Here is a 15,174-nt window from a genome sequence, read left to right on the forward strand (position 1 = left end):
CATTAGCGGATAAAAATATCACGCGGTGCAAAAAATATCATGCAGCGCAACAAGAGCCGGGTGGAAACGATGACGATCGGCGGGACAGGCATTCGGGACGACGAGACCAGCATGGCGACGCGGGCGGCGTGGCTGCACTATGCCGGCGGCCTGACCCAGGCGGAGGTCGCCAAGCGTCTGGGGCTGACCTCGCTGAAAGCCCACCGGCTGATCATGAAGGCCAACCAGGAAGGGCTGGTGAAGGTCTATATCGACGGTGAAGTCTCCGAATGCGTCGAACTCGAGCAAGCGCTTTCGGCCCGCTTTGGCCTCGACTATTGCGAGGTCGTGCCGGACTTTGACTCTGACGAACTGCCTTTGAAGGCGCTCGGCATTTCCGGTGCGCAGTTCCTGAAGCGCGAGATCGAGCGCGGCGAGACCGCGCTGGTCGGCGTCGGCCACGGCCGCACACTCGCCGCCTGTGTCGAATACCTGCCACGGATCGGAAGCGGCAACACCCGCTTCGTCTCACTGCTCGGCGGGCTCACCCGCAAGTTCTCAGCCAACCCGCACGACGTGATCCACCGGCTCGCCGAGCGTACGGGCGCCGAGGCCTATGTCATGCCGGTGCCGTTCTTCGCCAACACGATCGAGGATCGCGACGTGCTCTTCAGCCAGCGCGGCGTGCGCGAGGTCTTCGATCTCGCCAAGACCGCCGATCTCCTGATGGTCGGTATCGGCACCGTCGAGCGCGAGGCGTCGCTGGTCTCGACCGGCATGATCGAGACGAGCGAAATCGAGGACATCCAGAAGGGCGGGGCGATGGGAGAGTTGCTCGGCCACTTCTTCGACCGCGACGGCAAGCCGGTCGAAACAACGCTTTCCGACCGCACGTTTACGCTCAGCCGCGAGGACCTGAAGAACCGCCGCACGGTCGCTGTGGCCGGCGGCAAGATCAAGGTTCCGGCCATCCGGGCGGTGCTCGCCAGCGGGCATTTGAGCGGTCTCATTACCGACGAGAGGACTGCGAGGGCGCTGGCCGCCGACGGCGCATGAGGCGCTGACACATCAGGACCATGAGGGCAGGGAGGATCTGCCCGCGGTCTTAACGGGAGGAATACCGGTGGGGTAGCCGGCAGTCGCAATCATACCCGCAACGGAGGAGAAGACGAATGTACGAGAAGGAGAAGGACCTCATCAGCGCATTCCTGCGTGGGGAGGTGGACCGCCGCGGCATGCTCAAGGGATTGGGGGCTGCAGGCCTGGCAGCCGGCACGGCCGGCACGTTGTTCAACATGATGTCGACGCAGGCGCTCGCCGCCGATTTCGACTGGAAAGCACACTCCGGCAAGAAGCTGAAGCTGCTTCTGAACAAGCACCCTTACGCCGATGCGATGATCGCCAACCTGCAGGCCTTCAAGGACCTGACGGGCATCGACGTGACCTATGACGTGTTCCCGGAAGACGTCTATTTCGACAAGGTGACGGCGGCGCTGTCGTCGGGCTCGGCCGAATACGATGCCTTCATGACCGGCGCCTACATGACCTGGACCTATGGTCCTGCCGGCTGGATCGCCGACCTCAACGAATGGATCAAGGACCCGGCCAAGACCAACCCCAACTACAACTGGGACGATTTCCTGGCGGGCGTGAAGAACTCCTGCGCCTGGAACGGCCAGCCGGGCGGGGCGCTCGGTTCGGAAGACGCCAAGCAGTGGTGCATTCCGTGGGCGTTCGAGCAGAACAACATCACCTATAACCGCGAGATGTTCGACAAGGCCGGCGTCGAGCTGCCGAAGAACCTCGACGACATGATCACGGTTGCGGCCAAGCTGCAGAAGGACATCGGCGGCATCTACGGCATCGGCGTTCGCGGTTCGCGCTCCTGGGCGACGATCCATCCGGGCTTCCTGTCGGGTTACGCCAACTTCAACCAGAAGGACCTGAACGTCTCGGCCGACGGCAAGCTGTCGGCAGCGATGGGCACGGCGGAATCCAAGGCCTATCACGCCAAGTTCGTGCAGATGATCCAGGAAAGCGGCCCGAAGGACTGGTCGACCTATACCTGGTACCAGGTCGGCACCGACCTTGGCGCCGGCGCCTCGGCGATGATCTTCGACGCCGATTGCCTCGGCTACTTCATGAACGGCGGCGACAACAAGATGGCCGGCAAGCTCGGCTATGCCGCCTTTGCCGCCAACCCGGAAGCCACCGCCTCGACGCCGAACATCTGGATCTGGTCGCTTGCCATGTCCAACTTCTCCAAGGACAAGGACGCCACCTGGTACTTCCTGCAATGGGCTTCCGGTCCGGAGCATGCGCTGTTCGGCGCCACCAAGATGGACTTCGTCGATCCGGTTCGCCAGTCGATCTGGAAGGACGAGATGTTCCGCGAGAAGCTGAACGGCAAGTATCCGGGTTATGTCGAAATGTTCGACGCCTCGGCCGCCGGCGCTTCCATCAAGTTCACGCCGCAGCCGCTGTTCTTCGACGTCACAACCGAATGGGCATCGACGCTGCAGAAGATGGTCGCCAAGCAAGTGCCCGTCGATGAAGGTCTCGACCAGCTCGTCGAAAGCATCAACCGCCAGCTCCAAGAGGCGGGTCTCGGCTGATAGGCCTCCCAAGCGATGCCCGGCGCCAGAGTGCCAGAGCGTCCTTCGTGCGTTCGTCTGAACGCACGGCGCTCCGGTGGCGCCGGGCATCCCGCGATGCCGGCCGAGCCGGCCTGTTGCGACCTATTTGAGGCCGCATCGAAATCAACCTGAGATGCCGAGGAACTGGCGCGACGCCCGAAGGCTGCCGCGTGCCGCGTGCTCTTTAAAGACGTCAGGAACGGAGCTCGACATGGCTTCAACAGAAACCCTCAAGAGACCAGCGTCCGGTTTCAGGATCAGCAGGAAGATGCTTCCCTATGTGCTGAGCCTGCCGGCGCTTCTCGTCTGCATCGGCATCCTCATCCCGTTCTTCACGGCGGTCATCTATTCCTTCCAGCGCTATCGGCTGAGCCAGCCCTGGGCGCGCCAATTCAACTGGGGGGAAAACTACCTCAACTTCTTCACCGATCCGGCCTTCTGGAACACGCTCAAGGTGTCGCTGCTCTATGCCGGCCTCACCGTGACGCTGGAACTACTGCTCGGCCTCGGCATCGCGCTGCTCCTGCAGCGGCGCTCGACGGTCAACAACTTCATCTCGATCATGCTGCTTCTGCCGCTGATGATCGCACCGGCGCTCGCCGCCTTGATGTGGAAGCTGATGACCAATCCGAGCTTCGGCATCCTCAGCTATCTCGCAAGCCTGATCGGGCTGCATGATTTCCGCTGGGCATCCTCGCCGGATACCGCGCTGCTGACCGTCGTGCTGGTCGACATCTGGGTCTATACGCCCTTCATCATGATCCTGCTGCTCGCGGGCCTGCGCTCGCTGCCGACCCAGCCCTTCGAGGCGGCGGCACTCGATGGCGTTCCGCGCAGCTTCGTCTTCTTCCGCATCACCCTGCCGATGCTCACACCCTACATCCTGACGGCGACGCTGTTCCGGTTGCTCGACAGTATCCAGCAGTTCGACATCATCTACGCCATGACACAAGGCGGCCCCGGCAACACGCTCACCGTCTTCCAGGTCGAGGCCTATCTCAACTTCTTCCAGTCGACCAATGTCGGCCGCTCGGCAGCGCTGCTGATCATCCTGTGGGCGATCACCTACACGCTGTCCAACGTCTTCATCAAAAACTGGCTGCGGCTGCGCGAACGCGCACGCGGCGAAGCGTAAAGGAGGGACCAATGGAAACCATGTCTCCGCTCGAACGGACCTTACGCGGTCTCGCCCTCACGCTCGTCGTCGTCTTCTTCATGTTCCCGATCTTCTGGATCTTTCTGATGTCGTTCCAGACGAACGAGACGATTCTCGCGATCCCGCCGTCCGTCGTGTTCTCGCCGACCTTGTCGAACTACGCAGCGCTGATCACCGGCAAGCTGCAGACGGCGGCCGGCACGCTCGACATCGCCTTCATGCGCAATCTCGGCAACTCGATCTTCCTGTCGGTCGCCTCCGTTGCCGTGGCGCTCGTGCTCGGTGTGCCCGCGGCCTACGCCTTTGCCCGTCACAAGTTCAAAGGGTCGGAAGACATCGCGTTCACGCTGCTCTCCTTCCGCTTCGCGCCGCCGCTCCTGGTGCTCCTGCCGCTGACCCAGTATTTCCAGTGGCTCGGGCTTTCGAACACCTACTTCGGACTTATCTGGGTCTACCAGCTGATCTGCCTGCCGCTGATCCTCTGGATCGTGCGCGGCTACTTCGAGGACATCTCGGCCGACGTCGAATATGCCTATCGCATCGCCGGCCATTCCTGGTTTGCGACCTTCCGCAAGATCGCCCTGCCGCTTGCCGGACCGGGCATCGCCGCTGCCGGTCTGCTCGCCTTCATCTTCGCCTGGAACAACTTCGTCTTCGCGCTGGTGCTGGCATCTGCCGATAAGCAGCCGGTGACCGTCGGCGCGCTTGCCTTCGTCACCTCCTCGGGCATCCAATACGGGCAGATCGCGGCGGCCATCGTGCTCTCGGTCACGCCGACGCTCGCACTTGCACTCTACGCCCAGCGCTACCTCGTCGAAGGCCTGTCGCTCGGCGCGGTGAAAGGGTAACTCATGACCACGCTGCAACTGAAGAATATCGTCAAGCGCTACAAGAGCCAGACGGTTCTCGACGATCTCACGCTTGATGTCGCCGATGGCGAGCGGCTGGTGCTGTTCGGCCCGTCCGGCGCCGGCAAAACCGTGCTTCTGCGGCTGGTCGCCGGTGTCATTGAACCGGACGAGGGCCGGGTGCTGATCGGCGGCGAGGACATGACCGATGTCGATGCCGAACACCGCGGCGTCGGCATGGCCTTCCAGAATTTTGCGCTGTTCCCGCACATGAGCGCCTTCGACAACATCGCAAGCCCGCTGACGGCGACGCGGTCGTCGAAGGACAGGATAGCCGCCGGCGTGCAGAAGGTCGCAAAGCTCCTGAAGATCGACCATGTGCTGACGCATCACCCGAAGGCGCTGTCGAACGGCCAGAAGCAGCGCACGGCCCTTGCCCGTGCGCTCGTCGGCTCGCCGCCGCTGCTTTTGCTCGACGACCCGCTGCGCAACGTCGATGCCAAGCTGCGTTTCGAGATGCGGCTGGAACTGCCGCGGCTCCTGGCTGCGGAAGGCGCGACGGTCGTCTACGTCACCCAAGACTACAAGGAGGCGATGGCGCTCGGCGACCGGATCGCGGTGATGGCCGCTGGCCGTATTCGCCAGATCGGCACGCCGCAGGAGATCTACAACGCGCCGGCCGATATCGAGATCGCCAGGCTCTTCGGCGATCCCACCATCAACCTGCTCGATGTCACGCCGCAGCGCAGCGGCGGAGACGTCTTCGTCGAGCTTTCGAACGTCCGGGTGCGGCTTGGGGATTACGGCGCCGATGTCGTTGGCCGCCAGTGCGTGCTTGGCCTGCGTCCCGAGGCGATCAGCTTCGTCGATGCGGCAGCACCGGGTGCCATCCCTGTGACGGTGGAGGCGGAAACGCCGCTCAACGAAAAGACGGTGACGTTGGCGCTGACCGCCCGTGGCCGCGAAATCCTGGTGTCGCGGCCGGCCGGCACGCCTGGTCCGACCGCAGGGCCTGCCCATATTGCCGTCAATGGCATGCAGGCTTTCCTCTTCGACAAGGCGAGCGGCGCTCTTTTGCCGCGCGCCGACCTTGCAGCCAAGCGCAATGGAGAAGCGGCATGACCGACACCGCCCTTCTGATCAAGGACGTCGACAAGTTCTACGGCCCCGTCGATTACGGCGTGCATGCCGTGAAGAAGCTGAACATGGATGTGAGGAAGGGCGAGATCATCGCGCTGCTCGGCTCGTCCGGTTGCGGCAAGACCTCGACGCTGCGCATGATCGCCGGCTTCGAGGCGGTGTCGCGCGGCACGATCTCGCTTGCCGGACGCGAGGTCCAGACCCTGCCGCCGGTGCGTCGCAACGTCGCCATGGCGTTCGAAGGTTATTCGCTCTATCCGCCGCTGACGGTGCGCGAAAACATCGCCTTCGCGCTCAAGGCCTCGAAGCTCTCGCAGAGCGTCGTCGACGAGAAGGTGGCGGGCATCGCCAAGCTGCTCGAGATCGAGGACATTCTCGGGCGCTATCCAAGCTCGATCTCCGGCGGCCAGCAGCAGCGCGCTTCGCTCGGACGGGCGCTGATCCGCGACGCCAACCTGCACCTGCTCGACGAACCGATGGGACAGCTCGAGCCGCAGCTTCGCGCGCTGCTTCGCGGCCGCATCAAGCACTTCATCAAGGAACGTGGGCTGACGGCGATCCTCGTCACCCACGACCAGACGGAAGCCAACGCGCTTGCCGACCGCATCGCGGTCATGGAGGGCGGCGTGCTGCAACAGTTCGACACGCCGCAGAAGATCAAGGAGCGGCCGGCCAATCTCTTCACCGGCACCTTCGTCGGCGAGCCGCCGATGAACGTCTTTGAGGCCAGCGTCACCGGCTCGGAAAGCAAGATGGCCTTTGGACTCAAGGACGGCGTGCGGCTCGAATATGCGGCGTCGGATTTCTCGCATGCGGTGCGCGACGAACTCATCAAGCGGCAGAAGGTGGTGCTCGGAATCCGGCCCTATTCGGTGCGCCGCAGCGCTGATGGTGTGACGGGCCGCGTCGCCGTCAACCAGTGGCTCGGCGACCAGACCCATATCGCCGCGGACTTTGCCGGCGGCACCATGGTGCTGGTCGAGCACGATCGCACGGAGCTCGATGTCGGCCAGCCGATCGGCATCCACCTCGACCCGTCGAGCCTGCACGTCTTCGACGGCGAGAGCGGGCGGGCGATCAGCCATGGACAGGAGCTCGCCTGATGCGGGACATCCTCATCGGTATCGATGCGGGCACCTCGGTCATCAAGTCGGTGGCCTTCGATCTCCGCGGCCGGCAGATCGCCACGGCGGCGCTGCCGAACGCCTATGAGGCCGTCGGCCGCGCCGGCAGCGTGCAGGATCTCGATCGCACCTGGGCCGACGCGGCAACGACGCTGAAGCAGCTCTCCGACAAGATCGAGAACCTCGCCGGCCGTGTCGCCGCGATCGCGGTAACCGGGCAGGGCGACGGCACCTGGATGATCGACAGAGCGGGCATGCCCGTCGGCAAGGGCTGGCTCTGGCTCGACGCGCGCGCCGGCGAGACGGTGGAGCGGCTTCGCGCCGACAGCGGCGATATCGCCCGCTTCGAAAGCACTGGCTCGGGCCTTGCCGCCTGCCAGCAGGGGCCGCAGCTTCGCTGGATGAGCGACCATGCGCCCGAGATGCTGAACGGCGTCGCAACTACCTTCCACTGCAAGGACTGGCTCTATTTCAAGCTCACCGGCAAGCGGGCGACCGATCCCTCCGAGGCGAATTTCAGCTTCGGCAATTTTCGCACCCGCAGCTACAACGACGATGTCATCCGCTTTCTCGGGCTCGAAAAGCTGAAACATGTGCTGCCGGAGATCGTCGACGGTGCTGCGACCCATCACGCACTTTCGGCGGAAGCAGCAGGCATTACCGGCCTCACCGAGGGCACGCCCATCGTGCTCGGCTATGTCGATGTCGTCTGCACCGCGCTTGGCGCCGGGCTTTACGATCCGGGCACCGATACCGGCTGCTCGATCATCGGCTCGACCGGCATGCATATGCGGCTTGCCAACGGCGCCGACGATGTGCGGCTGAACCGGGATCTGACCGGCTACACCATGTGCATGCCGATCCCGGGCGCCTACGCGCAGATGCAGTCCAACATGGCGGCGACGCTCAATATCGACTGGATCCTCTCGCTGGCATCCGGCCTGTTGAAGGGCATGGGGGTAGAAAAATCGAAGAGCGAGCTGCTCGCTTATGTCGATGACTGGCTGGCGGACGCGAAGGACACGCCACTGATCTTCCAGCCCTATATCTCGGAGGCCGGCGAGCGCGGGCCCTTCGTCGATGCGACGGCGCGGGCGTCTTTCGTTGGGCTCTCGATCACCCACGGCTTTCCCGAGATGGTGAAGGCAGTCCTTGACGGGCTCGCCATGGCAGCGCGCGATTGTTACGCCGAGATGGGGTCGCTGCCCGGGCGTATTCGCCTGACGGGTGGCGCTGCCCGCAGCGGTTCGCTTCGCCGCATTCTGGGCGCTGCTCTCGGTGCCAGCGTGCAGACGAGCGAACGCGAGGAGGCGGGGGCTGCGGGTGCGGCGATGATCGCCGCCGTCTCGCTCGGCATCTATCCCTCGATGGCTGATTGCCTGGGCGATTGGGTCACGCCCTATCAACGGCCGGCGGAAGCCGCCGACCCGGCGCTTGCCCGCCGCTATGACGAACTCTTCCCCACCTACCAGCAGTCGCGCACAGCGCTCAGACCCGTCTGGCACGCACTCTCCCAAGGTGCGGCCGCGGGAACTCAACAGGAAACATCGAAATGAAGAAGATAGCCATTATCGGCGACCGGTTCATGCTGCCGGACGTGTTTCGCGACAAGATCGTCGAGGCGACCGGCAACGGCCATGACATCCGCACGCTCGAACTGCCCTGGCCGGATGTGCCGATGGAGCACGGCTATGCCGTCGAAGGCATGGACGGTCTCAAGGAATATCTCGGCAAGCCGGAGGATATGATCGACTTCATCGGCGATGCCGAAATCCTGGTGACGCAGCTCGCGCCGCTGTCGCGCGGAATGCTCGAGGCGTTGCCCGGCCTTAAGCTCGTCGCCGTCTCGCGCGGCGGTCCTGTCAATATCGACATGGGCGCTGCGCGCGATGCGGGCGTTCGTGTCGTCAATACGCCTGGCCGAAATGCCAACGCCGTCGCCGAGTTCACGCTCGGCGCGATCCTTGCCGAAACACGGCTGATCCGCACCGGCCACGAAGCCCTGCGCAAGGGCGAGTGGCGCGGCGATCTCTACCGCGCCGACCGCACCGGCCGCGAGCTCTGCGAAATGACCGTCGGCGTCATCGGCTACGGCAATATCGGCACCAAGGTGGTGCGGCTGTTGCGGGCCTTTGGCACCAAGGTGCTGGTGCATGATCCCTATGTGCAGCTCTCGGCCGACGATCTCAACGCCGGCGTCGAGCAGGTTTCGCTCGACACGCTTCTCTCCCGCTCCGACGTCGTGACGCTGCATCCGCGGGTCACCGAGGAGACGCGGAACATGATGAACGCCGAGACCTTCGCCAAGATGAAGCCCGGCGCAATCTTCGTGAACACGGCACGCGGACCGCTCTGCGACTATGACGCGCTTTACGAGAACCTGGTGAGCGGCCACCTGTCGGCGGCGATGCTGGAGACCTTCGCGATCGAACCGGTGCCGGAGGACTGGCCGCTGCTGCAACTGCCGAACGTGACGCTGACGCCGCATATTGCCGGCGCCTCGGTGCGCACCGTGACCTTTGCCGCCGAAATGGCGGCCGAGGAAGTGCGCCGCTACATCGCCGGTCTGCCGCCGGTCAATCCGTGCTGATGACAGGAGGAACGACGTTGAGTTCCGAGACCGGAATATACGATCTGTTCGTCGTCGGCGGCGGCGTCAACGGCGCGGGCATTGCGCGCGACGCGGCAGGGCGCGGGCTCTCGGTGCTGCTGTGCGAGAAGGACGATCTGGCCCAGGGCACCAGCTCGCGCTCCGGCAAGCTGGTGCATGGCGGCTTGCGCTACCTCGAATATTATGAGTTCCGCCTGGTGCGCGAGGCGCTGATCGAGCGCGAGGTGCTTTTGGAGTCTGCGCCGCACATTATCTGGCCGATGCGTTTCGTGCTGCCGCATAATCCTCAGGACCGGCCTGCGTGGCTCGTCCGGCTCGGGCTCTTCCTCTACGACCATCTCGGCGGCCGCAAGCGGTTGCCGGGTACCCGCAGCCTCAATCTTCAAACCGCGCCCGAGGGCGCGCCGATCAAGCGTGCGTATCGCAAGGCCTTCGAATATTCCGACTGTTGGGTGGACGACGCGCGTCTGGTCGTTCTGAACGCGCTCGATGCCCGTGATCGTGGCGCCCGGGTGCTGACGCGCACCGCCTGCAGCGCGATCCGTAGGCGCGATGGGCTCTGGTCTATCGAGATGACCGATACGCGCACCGGCGCCAAGACCGAGGCGAGGGCACGCTGTGTCGTCAACACCGCCGGTCCCTGGGTCAACGACGTCATTGGCCGGATCGGCGGCTTGAACTCCACCCGCAGCGTGCGCCTGGTCAAGGGCAGCCACATCGTTGTGCCGAAATTCTGGGAGGGGCGGCAGGCCTATCTGGTGCAGAACCCGGACAAGCGGGTGATCTTCATCAACCCCTACCAGAACGACCTGGCGCTGATCGGCACGACGGATATCCCCTATGAAGGCCGGCCGGAGGACGTGGCGGCAGACGACAACGAGATCGCTTATCTCCTGAAATCGGTGAACCGCTACTTCAAGCAGCAGCTGACGTCGGACGATATCGTCCACAGCTTCTCCGGCGTGCGGCCGCTCTATGACGACAATGCCGAAAACCCGTCGGCGGTGACGCGCGACTATATCTTCGAGGTCGATGCGGCCGACGGGCAGCCGCCGTTGCTCTCGGTCTTCGGCGGCAAGATCACCACCTTCCGCAAGCTCTCCGAACATGCGCTGGAACGGCTGAAGCCGTTCTTCCCCAGGATGGGGCCGGCCTGGACGGCGAAGGCGCATCTGCCGGGCGGCGACATGGCGGAGGCCGATTTCGATTTGTTCCTGGGCGAGCTTAAGGCGCGCTATCGCTGGTTGCCATCGGACCTCGCCAAGCACTACGCGCGGCTCTACGGCACTCGGACACATGCGCTACTGGCTGGCGCCACATCGCTCGACGATCTCGGCCCGGCCTTCGGGCCGCTCTTCCATGAGTGCGAGGCGCGCTTCCTCATCGAAAACGAATGGGCGCTGGCGGCGGACGACATTCTCGACCGGCGCACCAAGCATGGTCTGCACATGACGCAGGCCGAGCGGCAGGCCTTTACCCATTGGCTGGACCGCCAGCAGGCGGCGGCCTGAAGGAGAACGGATGCGAAGTCTGGAATTCGAAGCGCTTCTCGACCTTTCGGCCCGCGTCGGGGCGGATCCGCTGCTGGTGCAAGGGGCGGGTGGCAACACCTCGATCAAGGAGGGCGGAACGCTCTGGATCAAGGCGTCTGGTCTGTGGCTGGCGCATGCCCGCCAGCGCGACGTGATGGTGCCGGTGGCGCTCGAGCCCTTGCTCGAAGCACTGGATGCGAACGACCCGGCGACAGAAAAGGCGCAGGATTTCGTGATCGCAGAGCGCAACCCCTCGGGCCTGCGCCCCTCGATCGAAACGACGGTGCATGCGCTGATGCCGCAAAAGGTGGTGGTGCATGTGCACTGCGTCGAGACGATCGCGACGGCGGTGCAGGCCAACGGTGCGGCAATCGCTGCCGAGCGGCTTGCCGGCTACCCCCATGTCTTCGTGCCCTATGCTCGCCCGGGCCTGCCGCTAGCGAAAGCGATTGCCGAACGGATGCAGGACAACACGTCGGTGCTGTTGCTTGGCAATCACGGCCTGGTGGTCGCTGCTGAAACCGTGGTCGATGCCGCGATCCTGCTCACGGATATTACCCGTCGGCTGACCGGCGCACGCAGGATCGCTCCCGCCGCCGATGTGGCGGCGCTTTCGCGCCTGGCGGTCGATAGCGACTACCGTCTGCCGGAGGATGTTGCCCTGCATTCGGTCGCCGCCGATCTCGACAGTTGCCGGCTTGCCGCCGGCGGCAGCCTCTACCCCGATCACGTCATCTTCCTTGGCAAGGGCGTCGTGGTCGCCGCGCCCGGCGAGACCGCGCTTTCGATCGAGACGAAGCTGCATGCGACCGGCGACAGCCTGCCGCCCTTGCTGCTCTTTCCCGGCAAGGGCGTGCTGGTGCAGAAGGAGATCTCCGCCGGCGCCTTCGCCATGGCCCGGTGCCTTGCGGACGTGACGACCCGCATTCCGGCGGACGCGCGGCTGCGCTACCTGACGGAGGCGGAAAACGCTGAGCTTCTCGGCTGGGACGCGGAGAAATACCGCCAGCAGCTCAATCGCGCCGGGCAGGTGCTGCAATGAGCGGCCAATCGGACAAGCTCGTCGTCGGCATCGATCTTGGCACTTCGGGCGCCCGTGCGGTCGCCATGGCGGCGGACGGGACCGTCGTCGCATCAGGTGCGGCGAAACTCTCGGCGTTCTCCGAGGATCACCGCGATCCCATGGGTTGGTGGAAGGCGGTGCAGGCGGCGCTTGAGGAAGCGCTTGGCTGTATCGACAGGCGGAAAGTCGTTGCACTTTCGATCGACGGAACGTCAGGCACGATGTTGCCGGTCGATGAGAGAGGCGCGCCGCTGGCGACGCCGATGATGTACAACGACCCGATTGCCGACCGCGCGTTGCTCGACGCGGTCGCGGCCCATGCGCCGCGCGAAAGTGCCGCCCATGGCGCGACGTCCGGCCTCGCCAAGCTGATCGTTTTCCAGTCGCTACCCGGTGTCTTCCGGGTGATCCATCAGGCCGATTGGCTCGCGGGGCATTTCACCGGTCTCTACGACGTTTCCGACGAGAACAATGCGTTGAAGACCGGCTATGATCCGGTTTCGCGGTCCTGGCCGGACTGGATGGAAGGGACCGGCGCCCGCGTCGAGCTTTTGCCCGACGTGCTGCCGGCCGGAGCGCCGATCGCAACGATTGCGCCGGAAGCGGCCGATGCTTTCGGGCTTTCGGATGATGTGGCGATCGTTGCCGGCACCACGGACGGCTGCGCCTCGTTTCTGGCCACCGGCGCCGACCAGCCGGGCGACGGCGTGAGCGCGCTCGGCACGACGCTAACGGTGAAAATGTTGTCCGACCGTCCGCTGTTCGCGCCGGAATACGGGCTCTACAGCCACCGCATCGGCGAGACATGGCTCGCCGGCGGGGCGTCTAATACGGGAGGCGTGGTGCTGGCGGAACATTTCTCAGCCGACCGAATCGCCGCGCTTTCGGCCGGGATCGATCCGGCCGTCGACACCGGGCTCGATTATTATCCGCTGGTGAAGCCCGGAGAGCGCTTTCCCATCGCCGATCCGGATTTCGCCCCGCGCATGAGCCCGCGGCCGGCCGACGACGCGACCTTCCTCAAGGCGATCTTCGAGGGCATCGCCGGCGTCGAGAGCCTCGCCTATCAGCGGCTGACAGCGCTTGGCGGACCGGGGCTCCGATCGCTTCGCAGTGTCGGCGGTGGCGCAAAGAATGCGGCCTGGAGCGCTATCCGGGCGCGCAAGCTCGGCGTTCCGTTCCTGCCGGTTCTCTCCGAGGAGGCGGCGGCCGGCACGGCGCGGCTTGCTCTTGCGGGTGCCAGAAAGGCTGGTGTGTTGTGACGTTTGCTCAAACGACTGCGATCGAGGGACTTGGCGAGATTGCCGATCGCTACGACGCCTTCCTGATCGATCAGTTCGGGGTGCTGCGCGATGGCCGCGGGCCCTATCCGGGAGCGGCCGAAACGCTGGTCAAGCTGAAGGATGCGGGAAAGCGCATCATCATCCTCTCGAATTCCGGCAAGCGGTCGGCGGAAAACGATCGCCGCCTCGTCGATCTCGGTTTCGTCTCGGGGAGCTGGGATTGGTTCCTGACCTCGGGCGAGGTCGCCTGGCAGATCCTCAGGCGGGAAGGCGCGGGTGCCGCGGACAAGCGGCGCAAGTGCCTGCTGATCAGTCGCGACGGTGACGTCTCGCCGCTGACGGGGCTAGACCTCGAACGCACGGAGAGTGGTGCCGATGCCGATTTCGTGCTGCTCGCCGGGAGCGAGGGCGATGTCCATCCGCTTTCCCACTACGAGGCGCTTTTGGCGCCGGCCGCCAGACGCGGCGTGCCCTGTCTCTGCACCAATCCGGACAAGGTGATGCTGACCAAGGAAGGCACCGCCTTCGGCGCCGGGCGTATCGCCGAACTTTACGAGGCGCTCGGGGGTACCGTTCGCTGGATCGGCAAACCCTTTGCCGACATCTATGCGTCAGCGCTCGACTTCCTCGGCCACCCGGATCCGGCGCGGGTCTGTGCCATCGGCGACAGCATCGAGCACGACATTGCCGGTGCGGTGAATGCAGGGCTTCGCGCGGTGCTGGTGACGACCGGGATCCTGGAGCGGGCCTCGGACGCGGAGCGCCGCCGGCTCTTTGCCGAGCATGGCGCCAGCCCCGATTTCATTCTTCCGAAATTTACCTGGTAGGAGGAGCCGACCGTGGCCTTCACGCTCTCGCTCAACACCAATCCGCTGGTCAACCGCTTCGCCGAGCCCGACGACCTGATCGACACGATCGCCGAGAAGATCCGTATCGGCTACGTCCAGCTCACCCACGAGTTCGTCAATCCGGGCTGGCCGGCGGCAACGATCGCCAAGACCCTCAGGCAGTTTCGCAAAGCACTCGACCGTACCGGCGTGAAAATCACCTCGGGCATGACCGGCCCCTATGGCAGGCTCAACCATTTCGGCCATCCGGACCCGGATGTCAGGCGCTACTATGTCGACTGGTTCAAGACCTTTGCCGACATCTCCGCCGAACTCGGCGCCTCCGGCATGGGCACGCAGTTCGCGATCTTCACGCTCAAGGATTATGACGACCCGGCGCGGCGCGAGGAGATGATGCGGATCGCCATCGACTGCTGGCGGGAGGTTGCCGAGCACGGCAAGGCGGCAGGGCTTTCCTATGTCTTCTGGGAGCCGATGTCGGTCGGCCGCGAGTTCGGCCACACGATCGCGGAATGCCGGACGCTCGACCGGCGGCTCGCAGAAGCGCAACTGCCGATCCCGATGAAGATGATGGTCGATATCGACCATGGCGACGTCACCTCCGACAACCCCGACGACATCGATCCCTATGCCTGGGCCGGTGCCTTCCCGGAGCGTTCGCCGATCATCCACATCAAGCAGTCGTCGATGAACAAGGGTGGCCACTGGCCGTTTACCGCCGCCTATAACCGCGACGGCCGGATCACGCCGGAGAAGCTGATCGGCGCGGTTAAGGCCGGTGGCGGCACCGACAACGAGATCTGCCTGGAGCTTTCCTTCCGTGAGCGCGAGCCGACGGATCACAACGTCGTCGAGATGATCCGGGAGTCGGTCGAATTCTGGGAGCCCCATATCGACACGGGATTCAATCGCATAGAAAAATCACACTGAAAGATAACAAAATAACGCAAGGTA

13 protein-coding genes are annotated in these 15,174 nt (G+C 64.5%); all 13 read left to right on the forward strand.

Annotated features, from left to right (window positions below):
* The first annotated feature begins 69 nt into the window (after positions 1–69).
* The 13 genes from OKW20_RS18110 to OKW20_RS18170 all read left to right on the forward strand — a co-directional run bounded on the left by OKW20_RS18110 (position 70) and on the right by OKW20_RS18170 (position 15,150).
* On the forward strand, positions 70–1,035 hold the full coding sequence (locus OKW20_RS18110) for a sugar-binding transcriptional regulator (RefSeq protein WP_043615966.1): 966 nt from the start codon (positions 70–72) through the stop codon (positions 1,033–1,035).
* 116 nt (positions 1,036–1,151) lie between these two features.
* Positions 1,152–2,594, forward strand: coding sequence for an extracellular solute-binding protein (locus OKW20_RS18115; protein WP_043615733.1), 1,443 nt, complete (start codon positions 1,152–1,154; stop codon positions 2,592–2,594).
* A 232-nt stretch (positions 2,595–2,826) separates the two neighbouring features.
* Positions 2,827–3,750, forward strand: coding sequence for a carbohydrate ABC transporter permease (locus OKW20_RS18120; protein WP_043615736.1), 924 nt, complete (start codon positions 2,827–2,829; stop codon positions 3,748–3,750).
* Between the two features lie 11 nt (positions 3,751–3,761).
* Entirely contained in the window at positions 3,762–4,619 is an 858-nt protein-coding gene (locus OKW20_RS18125) for a carbohydrate ABC transporter permease (RefSeq protein ID WP_034792198.1), read from the forward strand.
* A 3-nt stretch (positions 4,620–4,622) separates the two neighbouring features.
* Entirely contained in the window at positions 4,623–5,741 is a 1,119-nt protein-coding gene (locus OKW20_RS18130) for an ABC transporter ATP-binding protein (RefSeq protein WP_429173977.1), read from the forward strand.
* Positions 5,738–6,862, forward strand: coding sequence for an ABC transporter ATP-binding protein (locus tag OKW20_RS18135; RefSeq protein ID WP_429173978.1), 1,125 nt, complete (start codon positions 5,738–5,740; stop codon positions 6,860–6,862). Before OKW20_RS18130 ends, OKW20_RS18135 begins: the two co-directional genes overlap by 4 nt.
* Positions 6,862–8,439 (forward strand): FGGY-family carbohydrate kinase, encoded by a 1,578-nt coding sequence (locus tag OKW20_RS18140; protein ID WP_429173979.1) that lies wholly within the window; start codon positions 6,862–6,864, stop codon positions 8,437–8,439. Before OKW20_RS18135 ends, OKW20_RS18140 begins: the two co-directional genes overlap by 1 nt.
* Complete coding sequence (locus OKW20_RS18145) at positions 8,436–9,473, forward strand: 2-hydroxyacid dehydrogenase (protein WP_429113172.1); 1,038 nt, start codon at positions 8,436–8,438, stop codon at positions 9,471–9,473. The genes OKW20_RS18140 and OKW20_RS18145 overlap by 4 nt, the downstream gene beginning before the upstream one ends.
* Positions 9,473–11,005: a glycerol-3-phosphate dehydrogenase gene (locus tag OKW20_RS18150; RefSeq protein ID WP_429174539.1), complete on the forward strand. Its 1,533-nt coding sequence runs from the start codon at positions 9,473–9,475 to the stop codon at positions 11,003–11,005. The genes OKW20_RS18145 and OKW20_RS18150 overlap by 1 nt, the downstream gene beginning before the upstream one ends.
* Before the next feature lie 10 nt (positions 11,006–11,015).
* Complete coding sequence (locus OKW20_RS18155; RefSeq protein ID WP_429173980.1) at positions 11,016–12,068, forward strand: class II aldolase/adducin family protein; 1,053 nt, start codon at positions 11,016–11,018, stop codon at positions 12,066–12,068.
* The gene (locus OKW20_RS18160) at positions 12,065–13,351 is read left to right on the forward strand and encodes an FGGY-family carbohydrate kinase (protein WP_429173982.1); all 1,287 of its coding nucleotides are present in this window, start codon (positions 12,065–12,067) and stop codon (positions 13,349–13,351) included. Before OKW20_RS18155 ends, OKW20_RS18160 begins: the two co-directional genes overlap by 4 nt.
* Positions 13,348–14,199, forward strand: coding sequence for a TIGR01459 family HAD-type hydrolase (locus OKW20_RS18165; protein ID WP_429173984.1), 852 nt, complete (start codon positions 13,348–13,350; stop codon positions 14,197–14,199). The genes OKW20_RS18160 and OKW20_RS18165 overlap by 4 nt, the downstream gene beginning before the upstream one ends.
* 12 nt (positions 14,200–14,211) lie before the next feature.
* The gene (locus tag OKW20_RS18170) at positions 14,212–15,150 is read left to right on the forward strand and encodes a sugar phosphate isomerase/epimerase family protein (RefSeq protein WP_429173986.1); all 939 of its coding nucleotides are present in this window, start codon (positions 14,212–14,214) and stop codon (positions 15,148–15,150) included.
* The last annotated feature ends 24 nt before the right edge of the window (positions 15,151–15,174 follow it).

This window comes from Ensifer sp. LBL (genome assembly GCF_050435225.1).
In the GTDB taxonomy this organism is placed as follows: Bacteria; Pseudomonadota; Alphaproteobacteria; order Rhizobiales; family Rhizobiaceae; genus Ensifer.